The organism is Brevibacillus sp. FW306-2-1A-C05A, from assembly GCF_058781555.1.
Genome location: NZ_JBYSWV010000015.1, coordinates 84,496 through 98,914, shown reverse-complemented (window position 1 = coordinate 98,914; position 14,419 = coordinate 84,496). Strand labels below are relative to the sequence as shown.

Here is a 14,419-nt window from a genome sequence, read left to right as displayed (position 1 = left end):
GTCTTAGGAGGGGCAATGAGATGCCCTCATCTTGAAGGCTGTTCAAAACAGAAATGGACTGCGAACGCTTAGTCATTGTGGAAGGCTTGCGGCTTTAGCCGTGGGAGTCTCAATTTGGCCTGGGAGCTGAGCTGGGCAAGACGTATCGCGCGGAAACATAGCCGCGACGCCTCGAAAACGCCAGTGTTTCTGGCGTTTTTTTGTTGCCGCAGCGATGAACTTTTTAACATGTTCCGCCTCGTTTTATTATAAGCTAACAGGAGGGACAATCTTGCCCCCTGTATCTGGATGATTGAAATGCGACAATACATACGACTCGTGGAGGAACTTTCATGGAACAGCTTTTGATGGGGAGTTTTCTGTCCGCGATGGCAACGGGGGTCGGGGCTCTGCCCATTCTGTTTTTTCGCACGGTCACGCACCGTTGGCGGGATATTCTTCTGGCCTTTACCGCTGGCATCATGGTGGCGGCAGCGACGTTCAGCCTGATTCCGCAGGCGATGTCCAACGCCCCGTTTATGATCGTCTGTCTGGGCGTGCTCACCGGGACGCTTTTTCTCACCGTTTTGGAGAGCGTGATTCCACATATTGATCTGGAGCACACGAGAGTCAACATCGCGATGGACTCGCAGGCGCTGTTGATCCTGATGGCGATTACCTTGCACAATATCCCGGAGGGGCTGTCGGTCGGGGTGAGCTATTCGAGCGAGCAGCCGGAGCTTGGCGGCCTCATCGCCTTTGCCATTGGCCTGCAAAACGCGCCGGAAGGGTTTCTGGTCGCGCTTTTTCTGATTAATCAAAAGGTCAGCCGGCTCAAAGCCTTTTTCCTGGCGACGATGACGGGAGCGGTGGAAATCGCGTCGGCGATCTGCGGCTACTACCTCACCGCCGTAGTCAAAGGGCTGGTGCCGTACGGCCTGGCGTTTGCAGCAGGCGCGATGCTGTTTATCGTCTACAAGGAGTTGATCCCGGAGAGCCACGGGGACGGCCATGCGCGCTCCGCGACTTTTTCGTTCATTTTGGGTCTGTTGGTCATGATCGGGCTGGTGCAGTTTTTCGGGTGAGCGGATTTTTTGCGAAAGAATGCGGAATTTGTGCAACTACCCCTCACAAAAGCGGCGAAAAAAACCGAAACCATAATATAGATAGATTTCGATTATGGTAATAGGGAGTGTCACGATGGAAAAGTCTACCTTGATAGGTATCGTACTAGGTATTGTTGCAGTAGTGGTCGGGATGATCTTGAAGCACGCGAGTCCCTCGGCCCTGCTGAATCCGGCAGCGTTCATGATTATCATCGTGGGTACGATCGCCGCCCTTTTCAACGCATTTCCCATGTCGGAAATCAAAAGGATTCCTGCCCTTTTCAAGGTTATTTTTAGCGAGCAAAAACTCCCTGCCAAAAGGGAATTGATCGGTCAGTTTATGAACTGGGCTTCCATCGCCCGTCGCGAAGGTTTGCTCGCGCTGGAAAACACGTCCGATGAGATCGAGGACCCTTTCCTGCGCAACGGCATGAAGATGATTATCGACGGGGGCGAGCCGGATTTCGTCCGCGACGTGCTCAATGAGGAAATTCACGCCATCGAGGAACGCCATCAGGCAGGTGCGCTTGTGTTCAGCCAGGCGGGTAGCTACGCTCCGACCCTCGGGGTACTCGGAGCGGTAGTCGGTCTGATTGCGGCGCTCGGCAACCTGAGCGATATCGACGCACTCGGCCTTTCCATTGCGGCCGCGTTCGTGGCGACCTTGCTCGGTATTTTCACCGGGTACGTGCTGTGGCACCCGTTTGCAACCAAGCTGAAACGAAAATCGAAACAGGAAATCGAGATCAAAAAGATCATGGTAGAAGGACTTCTTTCCATCCAGGCTGGCGTTTCTCCGGCAGCTATCGAGCAGAAGCTTCTGGTGTACATCCCGTACAACGAGCGTGCCGAGATGAAGGAAGAAATGAAGGAAGAGAAGAGGGAGGAAGGAGCTGCGGTAAATGGCTAAGCGACCGAAGAGACATGCTCAGCACGAAGAGCATATGGACGAGTCTTGGCTGATTCCGTATGCGGACTTGCTCACCCTCCTGCTCGCTTTGTTTATCGTATTGTTTGCCTCCAGCGAAATGGACGCCAAGAAGTTCGACCAGATGGTTCGCTCCTTTAACGTTGCGCTGAACGGCGGAGTGGGCGTGCTGGACCAGCCAAGCCCGATTCCGCTCGACCCGAACATGATGCAGCAAACGATACATAAAGGCGCTCAGGAAAGGCCGAAGACAGAAGAAGAGAAAAAGCTGGAGGAAGCCGTCCGCAAAGAGACAGAGGACTTGAAAAAGCTGCAAACACAGCTCGAAGGCTACATCCAGCAAAACAAGCTGCAGGACAAGCTCCAGACGAAGCTGACCGAAGAAGGGCTGCTGATTACGATTCTGGACAACGCCTTGTTCGACTCCGGCAGCGCCGTGCTGAAGCCGGAAGCGAGAAAGCTGGCAAGCGAAATGGCCGCGATGCTCGTTCCCCATCCGAAAAAGGTGACCGTGACCGGACATACGGACAACGTGCCGATTCATCGTGCTGAATTTCCGTCCAACTGGGATCTTTCCGCCAAGCGCTCCGTCAACTTTCTGAAAGTGCTTCTGGAAAACAAAAAACTGGACCCGACCAAATTCAGCGCGACTGGCATGGGCGAGTACCATCCGGTAGCACCGAATACGACAGCGGAAGGCCGGGCGAAAAACAGACGGGTAGAGGTAGCGATTTTGCGCGACCTGGCCTCCCCGCCGAAAAACAGTGTCAATCCATAAGCAAAAAGGATAGCGCCCGATTCAGGTGCTATCCTTCGTTATTTTCGGGAGCTTTTGGACAATCGCAGCTTGCACTGGATGCCTGCGGTTCTCCCATGGCGAGCCTCAACTGCTCCATCCGTTTTTCTCCCCACTCATACATCAGCTCGATGATCGGCAAAAGCGTCATCCCTAGCTCCGTCATGGAGTATTCCACGCGTGGCGGAACTTCGGGATACACCTCGCGATGGACGATTCCGTCCTCGATCAGCTCCTTGAGCTGGTTCGTCAGCATTTTATGCGTGATTTTCGGAAACAGCCGCTGCAGTTCGCTGAAACGGTGCGGGCCTTCCACACCGAGGTGCCAGAGGATGACGACCTTCCACTTGCCGCTGAACATGGACAGCGTCAGCTCCTTGGAGCAAGTAAAATCGCCGTTGCGGATTTTTTCCATCGTTTCTTTTCTCAGGTCAGACATGGTTTTCTCCCTTTGCTTACGGTTTGTCCATAGGTACCCTTTTGGTAACTACCGCACAAAAAAGTGCATTCTTATGTTGCCAGGCGCACGCCTTTATAATAAGCGATGTGGAAAGCAAAGCAATCCTATCGTTTGGAAAAAAGGAGTGAAGCCATCATGGCCAAAAAAGTATTGATGCTGACAGGTGACGCCGTAGAGGCGCTGGAAGCTTATTATCCGTACTACCGCTGCCTGGAGGAAGGGTTCGACGTGACGATCGCTTCCCCTACCGATAAAAAAGTGCTCAACACCGTCGTGCACGATTTTGAAGACTGGCAGACCTTCACGGAAAAGCGCGGCTACCAGATCGAAGCGCACGCCACTTTCGACGAGATCAATCCAGAGCAGTACGATGCGCTGATTATTCCAGGAGGACGTGCTCCTGAGCATATCCGCCTGCACAAAGATTTTGCCCGCATCGCCCGCCATTTCTTCCAACATGATAAACCAGTTATGATTTTGTGTCATGCGAGCGTGGCACTTACCGTCATCGCCGACGAGATCAAAGGCCGCGAGATGACTGCCTACTTCGCTTGCCGTCCAGAGGTGGAAGCAGCGGGAGCCAAGTACATCGAGACTCGCTTCCACGTAGACCGCAACCTGATTTCCGGGCACGCCTGGAACGACCTGCCGCAACTGATGAAAGAATTTGTGAAGCAAGTAAATGCCTAATTACAAGCCAAAAGCCGATTCGCCAATGGGGGCGCAATCGGCTTTTTTTATAGACATCAGGAATGGATAAGACTCTTGGGCAGCATTGCGAGACGGACTGTCAGCTTGGAAAACGGTTGATCGTAGCGGTAGTGGTGAGAGGAAACAGGAGAAAGCGCTACAGGTACTTGGGCCTCTGGCGGGGGAGCGAAGACTGTCCGCCTCCGGAGAAAAAGGAAAACCGCGTCAAAAGTAGAGGATTCAAAAAAAGTAGGTTCACGTTGACGCTGAAAAGCATGTTTTCCTTTTTCTCCTCCGGCTAGGTAGGAGTCCCAAAGACCTTCGCTTGCTTTCTCCTGTTTCTTCTACGAGCTGTTTCTGTCGTTCGGGGTTGATTTTGGGGTTGTTGTTAATCAGGAAGCCAAGAAGCGTAAGGCAAGGGAAAAATTTCAAAAAGCATTGTGTATGGTCAAACAGGTAGAATGATAGCTCTCAAGAAGGTCCACACGCATGCCCGCACTCCTTCTTTGAAATTCTTGTATGATGCTTTTTATCCTGCGTTTTCTTTCCCCCTCCGACGATCCCCCTTAGCCCCTGACGAGGAAAGAGACGAAATCCGCGAAAGCTCTTTGGGCTCCCAACCGAGGCGGAGGGGAGAAAGCGAAACACGCTTTTAGCGTCCAACTCTGAGAGGCTACCTGAATCGACCACTTTTGGACGCGGTTTCGCTTTTTCCCCGGAGCCGGGCAGTCTAACCCCCAGCAAGGAGCCCAAGAAGCTACCGCGATTTCGTCTCTTTCCTCGCCACACCAAAAGTTCCGATGAAGGAGCTTTTCAAGCAAAAACGCCCCGACAGCCCCATGCCCACATCACCATGCTACTATGCTGCTATAGTTTCAACCCAAAAACGGATACGCTTCATCCACCTATATGGCCAACATAGCAGCCTTCGCCCCAAAGGAGAAAGCAAGACTTGTGCCCTTTGGGTACGAAGCCTCCGCCAAAGGCTTGGCGCAATCAAGTTTTTTACGCGAACGCAAACATTTTCCAGCCAATTGTGTTACAAAACGCCCGCTCCGTCGTCTAATAACTGTGAGACAATCTGGGCCTGTGTGTTTGACAGGCATCGCGATCAACCGGGAGGCGTTCAGAAATGTATAAAAAACTCATCGCGTTAGGGTCGGCACTGGCAATCGGGGTGACAGCCTATTCTGCAGCCTCGATTGCGCAGCAGCCAGCCAACGCCGCAGCAGCAGTGGAGAAACCGGCGGAAGCTGCGCAAAGCACGCTGGCCGAGCAGTTGAAAATGCTGGAGAGCGGGATCGTTCCCACTTCCCCGTACGAAACAGTCCAAACATGGGCGAAAGCGGTCAAAATGCGAAACGGCGCCCTGCAATACGCGCTGTTTACCGAACAGGCGCGCTTGGGGCTAAAGACACCAATGGAGAGCTTCCATTGGGTGACGGGGACATCCAGCCCGTGGGTTGAGGGCTTTACGGTCACAAGCATAACAGAAGACAAAGCCGACAGCGGGCAAGCCCAGGCACAAGCGCAAACCAAAACGTTGAAATTCCAGGTCGATTTTGACCTGGTGACTTCCACAGGGAAGTTCGGCACAGACCGGGCCATCATCGGCGTGACGCAAAAAGGGGATCAATGGTTCATCGAAAGTGTCGCACCTGCATCGGAAAAGTCGGTAGGCATCTGGAATACGCCGGAATCGTTGAACGACCAAAACATCGAGAAAACATTCGAGACGATGAAAGCGTACGACAGCACGCTCGGCTACCGGATTCTTTTGCCGGAAAAAGCGATGAGCAAGCTGAAAATCGAGCAGTCCACCTGCGCGAACGAAGAAGGCAACCCGCCGTGCCTGAACTTTTTCTACAAGGATCCAGCAGCCAAAAAGGACGTGCTGCTCGCAACCGTTGTCCGTTTGAGCAAGGAGCAGGAAAAGCTGCCGTACTACCAGGAGCATCCTTTCCTCACCAAGCTCGGGGAGAACAAAGCGGGCGCATTTTACTCGCTCTATCCAAGCGAGCACCAGTATGCCGGAGCGGAAGATTCCGAGCAAGGCCGCGAATGGATGCAACTGCTTGAACTCTTGCAACAGCGAATCGGCAAATCCATCCAGCCGTAAATCGCCGCGCTTCTCGGGCCTATTCCCGTCGCCTCTGCTACTCAAGAGCCACCTGTGCCAATCGCAGGTGGCTCTTGACATTTTCGCGGAAAAAGGGGATAATAAAGTCAATAACAAAGTAAACTACTCGGAATACTATAAATAAAAGAGGTGAGTTCTTTGGAACGGACATTACATATTCCAAGCGATACAGTTACGTTGGCGGCAACGTTGCATGAGCCAGAGCAGGAAAACGGCAGAACGGTCGCAAAATACCCATTGGTTGTGATCTGCCACGGCTTTATCGGCAGTCGGATTGGCGTCAACCGCTTGTTTGTAAAGGCCGCCAGAGAACTCGCCGCGCACGGGTTTGGCGTATTGCGCTTCGACTACGGCGGCTGCGGGGAAAGCGACGGCGACTACGGGGCTGGCGGGCTGGATGTGCTTTTGAAGCAGACGCGTGACGTGCTCGATTACGCTGCAGGGCTGGAGCATGTCGACCAGGAGCGGATTACGCTGCTTGGGCACAGCCTTGGCGGAGCCGTTTCCGTTCTGACGGCAAGCCAGGACAAGCGGATTCACTCGCTCGCGCTGTGGGCTCCGGTAGCGCAGCCGTTTGACGACATTGTGCGGATTGTCGGGGAAAACGAGTACCAGGACGCGCTTGCATTAGGGACAACGGATCACAACGGCTATTTGCTCTCCGGGCGGTTTTTCCAATCGTTGAACGGAGCCCAGCCGCTGCGCCACGCCAAGCAGTTTGAGGGGGATGTCCTCATTTTGCACGGCAATCGCGACGATGTGATTCCTGTCGATGCGATGTTCCATTATGAGCGGGAGCTGCGTTTGCGCAGACGAGGCGCGTGCGAAACCGAAGTGATTGTAGGCGGGGACCACACGTTTTCATCTGCGGACAGCTACAGCAAGCTGATCGGCAACACCGTAAGCTGGCTGGGACGGCTGTGGGCGGAAAAAACAGTGGCAGTATAAAAAAGAAAGGGATGCCCTGACAAGCGGGCTATCCCTTTTTGCGTTTGATTTCTGCCAAAAGACCGCGGCAGCCAGCTTCCACCAGGTCGTAGACGTAGGAAAAGCGCCCTGTGTAGTACGGGTCTTCCACGTTTTGCTCCTGGACGGCGTGGGCAAAATCGAGCAGGCGGTACACTTTTTTGCCTGCGGGAGCCATTTTCATGAGCGCGGCCAAATTTTCGTCGTCCATGCATACGACGTAGTCGTACTCGGTAAAATCGTTGCGGGTAATCTGGCGGGCGCGCAGCGTGTCGCAGGCGATGCCTTTTTCGGTCAAAACTTTTTGCGTGCCTTTGTGCGGCGGCTCACCCGCGTGCCAGCCGCCAATTCCCGCCGAATCGATGGAAATGTCCCCGGCCAAGCCTTCCTGCTCCGCGAGATGGCGAAAAACGGCTTCCGCCATGGGGGAGCGGCAAATATTGCCGAGGCAGACAAACAGTACGCTTGTCATCGGTTTTCTCCTCCTCACTGTTTTGATCGGTTTGGGACGATCTTTCTATTTAGCTAGAATAGCACAAGAAGCTGTTTTTGAAAAAAACTGCCCGACGGCTAAAAAGCAGGCTGGTTTTCCGCGCCCGTACGTGTCCTGCTCGCAGTTCTTGCAAAAATCGCCTTGCTTTTGCTACAATAAGAGCCAGTTACCCCATGTTCGAATTGCATACGATACGTTTTCTAGGGTTCCGCGGTCAGGAGGCTGGCCGGACTGGACCGAGAGAAAACGCACGGCTGCGGCCGTGTACACGGAGGGATAAAAGCCCGGGAGAATATCTGAGACGGTATTCGCCCGCGGCTTTTTTTGCTTGTGTGAAAAAGGTGCTCCGGATGAGCCTGCGCGCAAGCTGCGCTTGGGGAACGATAGACAAAAGGAGGGATTGTGGTGGGAAAGAACTGGCTTTTGGTTGTGGCCGCTGCAATGTTTGAGGTGATGTGGGTAGCGGGCTTGAAGCACGCCGACAGTTTTTGGGAGTGGCTGCTGACCGTTGTCGCGATTCTGGTCAGCTTCGCGGTATTGATCTATTCGGGCAAGCGGCTGCCGACGAGCACGGTGTACGCCGTCTTTGTCGGACTGGGAACAGCGGGTACGGTGATCGTCGAGATGGCCGTTTTTCAGGAGCCGTTCAGTTGGGCCAAGGTAGGGCTGATCGCTCTGCTGCTCGTCGGCATTATCGGGTTGAAGCTGGTCACGCATGAGCATGAGGGAGATGCGCACAAGGAGGGGGAAGTCGCATGACATGGGTGTCCCTGATTTTGGCCGGACTGTTTGAGGTAGTCGGTGTCATGGGGATTTCGCAGGTGAATCAGAAGCCGTCCCTGCGCTCCTGGGCGGTGCTGCTCGGCGGATTTTCGCTCAGCTTTCTCTTGCTGTCTGTGGCGATGCGCGAGATTCCGATGGGGACGGCGTATGCGGTCTGGACGGGCATCGGCACGGTGGGAAGCGCCCTCGTAGGCATGCTGTTTTACGGAGAACCAAAAGACGGGCTGCGGCTGTTGTTCATCGGGCTGGTCATCGTGTCGGTGGCAGGTTTGAAGCTGCTGGCGTAAAGGCACGGCTGCTATCGAAACAGATGGCTCCTGGAGAGCTGCTGCCCGGAAGCGGCGCCGCACTGTTGATTCGGCCAACGGCGCTTGTTTTCATTTTTTTTCCTTTTTTTGAAAAGGGACGATGGTTCTTCGTGGGGAATAGTAAACAAGAACAGGATTTTTTTCGAGGGGGATACATGGCAGCATGGGCTCTTTTTGGGCAACGTTAAAAAAAGGAAACACATCTTCGGCTACGGCCGCCTTGGGCAATATGGGCCTGGCGATTGTCAAAGGGGTCGCCGCTGCGTACAGCGGCAGCGGGGCCATGTTTGCGTCGGCGATGCACTCGATTGCCGATGCGGTGAACCAGGGCTTCGTCTTTTTCGGCAGCGTGCTGGCGGAGAAAAAGCCGACGCCGCGGTTTCCGACCGGATTTGGCCGCGTTATCAACCTGTTTTGCATGATCGCGGTCATCGTCGTGACGATCATGGCGTACGAAACGATCATGGAAGGCTTCCATCTGCTCAAGGAGCCTGCGCATTCCAGTCACTTCTGGCTTAATTTTATCATTTTGTTCCTGGCGATTGTCGTCGACGGCTACGTGCTGGTCAAAGCGATGAAAGAGATCGTCCACGAAACCCGTGTCGACGCGAAGGGCTGGGCGATCGTCCCCGCTGCTTTTCGCCATGTGGGACGGGCGGCGCCGCCGACGCGCCTCGTCTTTTACGAGGACATCGTGGCTACGACAGGCGCGCTATTGGCCTTGATCGCGGTCATTGTCACGCAGTTTACGACATTTGCCCTCCTGGACGGCATCGCGACGATCCTGATTGGCATTTTGATGGTCGGCGTAGCGTTCAAGGTCGGGTACGACAACATGGTCGGACTGATCGGGGTAGCGGCTCCGAAAGAAGTGGAGGACCGGGTTGCCGCGATCATTTTTGCCGATCCGGATGTGGTCGATATCAACCGGCTGCGGATCGTCCAGGAAGGGCGGTTTTACCATGTGGAGTGCTACGTGGAGCTGCGGACGGGCCTGACGCTGGCGGTAGCGGACGACATCAAATACCGCATCAGGGACAGCCTGCTGACCGATCCGGACATCAGCGACGTGACGATGGGCATTCTGGAGGACAACGGCGTAAGCGACTGGGAGCGGCCGAACATCCTCGAAACAACCTGACCCCGGCGAATTAACAGGAAAAAAAGCCCCTCACCTTATGCTGCAAGGTGAGGGGCTTTCGCTATTGATTGCGATGCGCAGGCGATCAGGAGACGGTCAAAAGCTCTTCCGGCTGCTGTGCTTCATCGCTTTTGATCGGCGTAATCAGCACGCGCGTGACGCGGTGATTATCCATCTGCTTGACGGTGAACAAATGGCCTTCCCATTCTACCGTAGCGCCCACCGCGATATCTTCTTCCAGTTGGCTGTACAGCCAGCCGCCGATCGTGTCCACGTCTTCCGATTCCAGTTCGAACGGAAGGTGGTCGTTCAAGTCAGCGAGCGTCAGCATGCCGGATACGGAGAGGCCGTTTTCCAGCTTTTCGATCTCCGGTCTTTCCTCGTCGAACTCGTCCTGGATATCGCCGACGATTTCTTCCAAAATATCCTCCATGGTCACCAGTCCGGCTGTACCGCCGTACTCGTCGATGACAATCGCGAGCTGCGAGCGTTTTTTCTGCATCAGGCGCAGGACCGTACTGATTTCCATCGTTTCCGGAACAGTCAGAACCGGGCGGAGCAGCGAATCCAGCTCGACATGCCCGTCTTGCAGGGCCGCGAGGTAAAAGTCGGTCGCGTGGACAAAGCCGATGATATTGTCTTTGTCATCATCCGCTACAGGGAAACGGGTGTGTCGCTGGGTGCGGATGATCTCCAGGTTTTCTTCAAAGGTGTTCGTGCTATATAAGCAAACCATGTCGATGCGCGGGATCATCGTCTCCCGGGCAAGGGTTTCGGAAAAGTCGAAAACGTGTTCCACCAGCGCCAGCTCGGTTTGGTCGATATGGCCGCTTTGGTGGCTCTGGTTGACGAGAATGCGAATTTCTTCTTCCGTGTGAGCCGCTTCATGCTCCGAAATAGCTTCGAGGCCAAAGCGTTTCATCAGGGCGTTGGCTGTTCCGTTCAAAAACCAGATCGCCGGGTAAAGCAATTTATAGAAAAACATCAATGGCGCGGCAACCCACAGCGAAGTCACTTCTGCTTTTTGAATGGCCAATGATTTCGGCGCCAGTTCACCCAGGACAATGTGCAGGAAGGTAATGATCGCAAACGCTATCCCAAAAGAGATCGCAGAAATCAGATAGTCAGGCATCCCTGTTGAACCGAGCAGCGGTTCGACAATCATGTGGGCGATAGCCGGTTCCCCGACCCACCCCAGTCCGAGCGAGGCGAGAGTGATCCCGACCTGACAGGCAGACAGGTAGCCATCCAGCTTTTGCGTTACTTTTTGGGCGTAAACAGCGCGTTTGTTTCCTTCATTCACCATTTGCGTCAGGCGCGTTTGCCGCACCTTGACGAGAGCGAACTCAGCGGCGACGAAAAAGCCGTTGAGAAAAACAAGAAATATGACAAGCAGCAGGTTGAGCACTATCGGGACGGTGTCCAAGTAAAAAGTCATCCTCTCTGGAATATTATGAATGTACGCTTCTATTTTACTCTGTTTGGCGACAACTCTCAAAAGCGATAAATCACCGTAGCAGCCGTTTCTGACCCCTTGCTGGGGAAGAGCGACCTTCAGGTATCCATAGCGCACGATTTTGCGCCCACAGAAGGCCGCAGAAGGTCACAGATGGTCAAACTGTCCGCTCCAGGCAGGCGGGACCGAGGCGAAAAAGCCCGCGCTACCTGTGCAAAATCTGCTGTCCGTAGACGAAGAAGGCCGACAGGACAGCGGCCAGGCCGAGGTAGGCAGCCAGCACTTTCCACTTGGTTGCCGCCGGTGCTACATAGTACGTCGTCAGCCGATGCATTTGCTCTTCGACTTCCGTCAGCCGCTGACGAGCCATTTGCTCTGCTTCGCGCAGCAATTCGGAAGGGGCAGGGCGCAGCGGGTCCGAGTCGATGAAGAGAATCGGCTCGCGCTCCCATTGCTTGAACAGTTCCCATTTTCTGTTCATGTACACCTTGTCCAGACGCTTCCGGTCGCGGATGAGGCGTTTTTCGTCCTGGAGAAAAGGGACGAGGAAGCCTTTGTCCGGCTCTGCCTGGTTGAGCGCGGTGACCTCTTCGTTCAGGCGAACGCGCGTGTCCCAGGTCGTTTCCAGCTCGGGCCATTGGGCGATGCTCTGCAAAAAGTCGGCGATTTTGTCCCGCTCGTACTGGAGCACCTGGTGCTGGTAGCTTTCCCGCAGCCGACTCCACCACGTAATCAGGCCGATGATGAAGATGAGCACCATGATAGGCCCCGGATTGGCAAACAGCATGATCCCCAGTCCGACCAGCCCGAAGAACCAGATTTTTGTGGACAGCACAGAGACGATCCGCCCGCCATCGAGCGGAGAGACAGGCAGCAAATTGAACAGGTTGAGCAGGGCGCCGAGGTAAATGACCAATGCCCAGAACGGGTCCTGCGTCCACCAATACAGCGGCAGGGCAGGCAAAAAGGCAATCATGCCGGCAAGCGGTCCGCCGTAAGCGAGATAGGCCTCTGTTTTGGCATCGCGCGGCATGTCTTTCATGGATATAAAAGCACCCGCAAACGGGATGAAGACGGCTGGCGAAGTCGCGATGCCTTTTCGTTTGGCAGCGATGACGTGCCCCATTTCATGGACGAAGATCAGGTAGACGAGCGCCACGGCGAACTTCCAGCCGTAAAACATGGCGTACGCCCACAGGCTGATGACCATTGACAACAAGGTCGTGCCGAATTTGGAAAACTTCAGGATGCCGATTAACCATTTGAAATTGGCCAGCAAAAAAGCACCGATGGCCAAGAGGACCGAACGACTTTTTTTCATCAAAAGCTCCTCCCATACGTCATGGCAGTCTTTCTTTCATACGGACGACGCCCGGGAAAGTTTCTACTGGCCTTCCAGGCGCGGATTCGCGAAGCGAAAGCCGTACTCTCCGTATGTAGGATCAAAGCCGAGCTGTCCGCCGTCGAAAAACCAGAAATCGGTCGGCCGGATCACAAAGCGCAAGCCTTCCACTTCGAAAACGGCGTCACCAGGCATGGCCTCGTCTTTTTCAATCGCATAAAACAGTCCGCCCGTTCCGGGTCCGCTTGTCCGTACGTACAGCCGCAGCGTATCGCCCGGTCGAAATTCCGCATAGCGCTGGTAGGCGAGAGAGAATGCGGGCTCTATCGCAAGTGTGATGCTCATGGGCAAGCTCCTTTCCATCGTTTCAAGCCCATTGTAACACACAAACCAAAAACGCCCATTCGGTTGGCCTGTCTTTTCCGAATGGGCGGTCTTTTTTACGGACAGCGGTTAATCCTTGCCTTTGCTGACGTCTTTCGTCGGATGCATGAAGCGGGCATTGCCTATGGGTCTGTCCTCCAAAAGCTCCTTGTTTTCGTAGGAGTTCCAGCCGATGTCGTTGGTCGGGTGCACCCATTGGTCGCCTGCCATGATCGAAGGGTCGGTGTCAGTGCTCCAGTTGTTCAACGGGGATTCTTTGGATTCGTACTGGCTGTCTCCGATCACCACACCAAACTCGTTGACAAAAGGTCGCTGGATCGTGCGGGACGATTTTTTGAAGTCAGGCGCGCTGATCTGATGCGGCAAGGTTCCATCGAGGGAAATATCCTTCGTCTTCTCGTTGTTTTTCTGGTCGTTGTCCATTCGTTGGACCTCCTTTATCCACACAGCCGTATGTTTGCCAGCGAGGCATGCTCGCTTTTAGCATGCATCAGTCGCATTTCCCTTATACGGCGAGCAGCGCGCAAGCATGGCCGCGACCCAAGCCCAGCCCAAGTTGCCGCCACCTGCATATGCTACAAAAAGGGGGAGATTCGATGCTGACCAGTGTCGTTATTCCTGCCAAAAACGCAGACGATCAACTGTTGTACACGTTGTTCGGCTTCAACCTGCAATACTGCGCCTTCGAGGAGTTCGAGGTGATCGTGCTGGACAACACCTCAACGGATGCGACGAGGGAAAAGCTGTCCCGGTTTACCGCTCATTTTCCGCTGAACTACGTGCAGTTTCGGGCCAAAAAACCGCTTGCCCACCTGCTGAACACAGGGATACAGTTGGCGCGCGGCGAGCTGATCGTCTTCCTCGCTGCCCAGATGATCGTACCCCGCAGCTTCATCGGCGTGCATCAGCAGGCACATGAAAAAGCGAGCCACCTGGTCTTGCTCGGGCAGGATCGAAAACGAATCTATTCGGTGTATGAGCCGGGCTTCAGCGCGACACAGCATGCGGAGTGCCAGCTCTGGCTGGAGCAATACCCGCATGTGAAGCGGCCGCATACGCTTGTGGAAACAGTCCCTTTGCTGGAAGAGAGCCAGATTGTAAACGGCTTGCCATTTCACATCGGCTTGCCCTGTCCAATCGCGCAGAAGCGGCTGGCCGCCCGGGAGAAATACGGGGCGAAGCTGGCGCGGCACCGCTCGCCGTGGACGCTGTTTGACACCCAGCACGTCTCGCTGCGGCGGGAAAGCCTGCAAAAAGCAGGACTTTTTCGCGAGCTGCCGCGGATTGAGATGGAGCGCGATCTCGGAAAACGTTTGTTAAAAAATGGCTGCCAATTCCAGTTGGACGATAAGCTGACGCTATTGAAGCAGGAGTGTGTGCAAAAAAGACTGGGCGCAAGCAGCCAGCCGACGAAAAAAAACCGCCGGGCATGACCATAGCCCCGGCG

Annotated in this window: 16 protein-coding genes and 1 riboswitch; of the genes, 10 read left to right on the top strand and 6 right to left on the bottom strand. The window is 54.6% G+C overall.

The window, feature by feature from the left end; all coding sequences use genetic code 11:
* Nucleotides 1–332 precede the first annotated feature (332 nt).
* The 3 genes from AC3WJN_RS11810 (at nt 333) to motB (ending at nt 2,791) form a co-directional block, all read left to right on the top strand.
* Nucleotides 333–1,064, top strand: a complete 732-nt coding sequence (locus AC3WJN_RS11810; protein ID WP_005829932.1) for a ZIP family metal transporter — start codon at nt 333–335, stop codon at nt 1,062–1,064.
* A gap of 115 nt (nt 1,065–1,179) precedes the next feature.
* Nucleotides 1,180–1,995, top strand: coding sequence for a flagellar motor stator protein MotA (motA, locus tag AC3WJN_RS11805; protein ID WP_007783444.1), 816 nt, complete (start codon nt 1,180–1,182; stop codon nt 1,993–1,995).
* Nucleotides 1,988–2,791, top strand: coding sequence for a flagellar motor protein MotB (gene motB / locus AC3WJN_RS11800; protein ID WP_005829936.1), 804 nt, complete (start codon nt 1,988–1,990; stop codon nt 2,789–2,791). Before motA ends, motB begins: the two co-directional genes overlap by 8 nt.
* 28 nt (nt 2,792–2,819) lie before the next feature.
* Here the strand turns inward: motB and AC3WJN_RS11795 are convergent, their stop codons facing one another.
* Nucleotides 2,820–3,248: a winged helix-turn-helix transcriptional regulator gene (locus AC3WJN_RS11795; RefSeq protein ID WP_005829938.1), complete on the bottom strand. Its 429-nt coding sequence runs from the start codon at nt 3,246–3,248 to the stop codon at nt 2,820–2,822.
* 156 nt (nt 3,249–3,404) lie between these two features.
* On the opposite strand from AC3WJN_RS11795, the gene AC3WJN_RS11790 reads away from it, so the two are divergent.
* The 3 genes from AC3WJN_RS11790 to AC3WJN_RS11780 all read left to right on the top strand — a co-directional run bounded on the left by AC3WJN_RS11790 (nt 3,405) and on the right by AC3WJN_RS11780 (nt 7,047).
* The gene (locus AC3WJN_RS11790) at nt 3,405–3,959 is read left to right on the top strand and encodes a DJ-1/PfpI family protein (RefSeq protein ID WP_005829940.1); all 555 of its coding nucleotides are present in this window, start codon (nt 3,405–3,407) and stop codon (nt 3,957–3,959) included.
* Nucleotides 3,960–5,091: 1,132 nt separating this feature from the next.
* Nucleotides 5,092–6,078 (top strand): hypothetical protein, encoded by a 987-nt coding sequence (locus AC3WJN_RS11785; protein WP_005829942.1) that lies wholly within the window; start codon nt 5,092–5,094, stop codon nt 6,076–6,078.
* A 159-nt stretch (nt 6,079–6,237) separates the two neighbouring features.
* Nucleotides 6,238–7,047 (top strand): alpha/beta hydrolase, encoded by an 810-nt coding sequence (locus tag AC3WJN_RS11780; RefSeq protein ID WP_007783439.1) that lies wholly within the window; start codon nt 6,238–6,240, stop codon nt 7,045–7,047.
* Nucleotides 7,048–7,075: 28 nt separating this feature from the next.
* On the opposite strand, the gene AC3WJN_RS11775 is transcribed toward AC3WJN_RS11780, so the two are convergent.
* Nucleotides 7,076–7,537: a low molecular weight protein-tyrosine-phosphatase gene (locus AC3WJN_RS11775; RefSeq protein ID WP_007783436.1), complete on the bottom strand. Its 462-nt coding sequence runs from the start codon at nt 7,535–7,537 to the stop codon at nt 7,076–7,078.
* A 210-nt stretch (nt 7,538–7,747) separates the two neighbouring features.
* Nucleotides 7,748–7,851: riboswitch (guanidine-I (ykkC/yxkD leader) on the top strand.
* A 112-nt stretch (nt 7,852–7,963) separates the two neighbouring features.
* Between AC3WJN_RS11775 and AC3WJN_RS11770 the strand changes: the two genes are divergently transcribed.
* The 3 genes from AC3WJN_RS11770 to AC3WJN_RS11760 all read left to right on the top strand — a co-directional run bounded on the left by AC3WJN_RS11770 (nt 7,964) and on the right by AC3WJN_RS11760 (nt 9,790).
* Nucleotides 7,964–8,317 (top strand): DMT family transporter, encoded by a 354-nt coding sequence (locus tag AC3WJN_RS11770; RefSeq protein WP_005829948.1) that lies wholly within the window; start codon nt 7,964–7,966, stop codon nt 8,315–8,317.
* Nucleotides 8,314–8,628 carry a DMT family transporter gene (locus AC3WJN_RS11765; RefSeq protein ID WP_005829950.1) on the top strand — a complete coding sequence of 105 codons (315 nt, stop codon included), beginning with the start codon at nt 8,314–8,316 and terminating at the stop codon, nt 8,626–8,628. Before AC3WJN_RS11770 ends, AC3WJN_RS11765 begins: the two co-directional genes overlap by 4 nt.
* 184 nt (nt 8,629–8,812) lie before the next feature.
* Entirely contained in the window at nt 8,813–9,790 is a 978-nt protein-coding gene (locus AC3WJN_RS11760) for a cation diffusion facilitator family transporter (protein ID WP_005829952.1), read from the top strand.
* A gap of 85 nt (nt 9,791–9,875) precedes the next feature.
* Here AC3WJN_RS11760 and AC3WJN_RS11755 read toward each other — a convergent pair whose 3' ends face one another.
* The 4 genes from AC3WJN_RS11755 to AC3WJN_RS11740 all read right to left on the bottom strand — a co-directional run bounded on the left by AC3WJN_RS11755 (nt 9,876) and on the right by AC3WJN_RS11740 (nt 13,395).
* On the bottom strand, nt 9,876–11,216 hold the full coding sequence (locus AC3WJN_RS11755) for a hemolysin family protein (RefSeq protein WP_005829954.1): 1,341 nt from the start codon (nt 11,214–11,216) through the stop codon (nt 9,876–9,878).
* Between the two features lie 235 nt (nt 11,217–11,451).
* On the bottom strand, nt 11,452–12,567 hold the full coding sequence (locus AC3WJN_RS11750; protein ID WP_005829956.1) for a site-2 protease family protein: 1,116 nt from the start codon (nt 12,565–12,567) through the stop codon (nt 11,452–11,454).
* Nucleotides 12,568–12,630: 63 nt separating this feature from the next.
* On the bottom strand, nt 12,631–12,933 hold the full coding sequence (locus AC3WJN_RS11745) for an iron-sulfur cluster biosynthesis family protein (RefSeq protein ID WP_005829958.1): 303 nt from the start codon (nt 12,931–12,933) through the stop codon (nt 12,631–12,633).
* A gap of 108 nt (nt 12,934–13,041) precedes the next feature.
* Nucleotides 13,042–13,395: a DUF3905 domain-containing protein gene (locus tag AC3WJN_RS11740; RefSeq protein ID WP_005829960.1), complete on the bottom strand. Its 354-nt coding sequence runs from the start codon at nt 13,393–13,395 to the stop codon at nt 13,042–13,044.
* Between the two features lie 173 nt (nt 13,396–13,568).
* On the opposite strand from AC3WJN_RS11740, the gene AC3WJN_RS11735 reads away from it, so the two are divergent.
* Nucleotides 13,569–14,405, top strand: a complete 837-nt coding sequence (locus AC3WJN_RS11735) for a glycosyltransferase family 2 protein (protein WP_005829962.1) — start codon at nt 13,569–13,571, stop codon at nt 14,403–14,405.
* Nucleotides 14,406–14,419 lie beyond the last annotated feature (14 nt).